This window comes from Oleiphilus sp. HI0132 (assembly GCF_001635845.1).
In genome coordinates, this window is sequence record NZ_LWGJ01000834.1 from 1 (window position 1) to 545 (window position 545).

Genomic DNA, 545 nt, shown 5'->3' on the forward strand with positions numbered 1-545 from the left:
GAGCTCCTCTGTACCAACAATACCTTTGAGGATAAACCGAGTTAAACAGCCTTCGATCAGAGCGTCATAATGAATTTTGAGATCCCTGGCGCAGCCAGAGCCTTAACCATTGCCACCATAGCATTTGCTGCTAATTTTTCGGTATGGACACTCTATGCCGTTTTGGGGCTTGAACTTCAAAACAGCTTAAGCCTAAGCGCAACACAGTTAGGATTATTCTTTTCGGCCCCGGTTCTAACCGGTGCACTAGGGCGTATTCCTGCTGGCTGGCTTAGCGAGCGCTACAACCCCAAGAGCCTATTCACCCTACAAATGCTTCTTAGCACACCGCCACTATTCATCCTGCCTCACATCGAGACTCTGGAAGGCTACCTATTACTTGGCTTGTGGATCGGTATTAGTGGCACATCTTTTACCATCGGCATTCGTTATATCACCGACTGGTTTGAAAGTAACCGACAAGGCACTGCCATGGGTATATTTGGTGCAGGTAACACCGGCTCAGCCATTACCCTTGCACTTGCCCCAATTATTGTTGCGAACTG

At 48.3% G+C, this 545-nt stretch carries 1 protein-coding gene; it reads left to right on the top strand.

What is annotated here, in order from left to right; all coding sequences use genetic code 11:
* Positions 1 to 69 precede the first annotated feature (69 nt).
* Positions 70 to 545, top strand: a 476-nt coding sequence (locus A3766_RS09520; protein WP_156508832.1) for a nitrate/nitrite transporter, incomplete at its 3' end; no start/stop codon positions are given.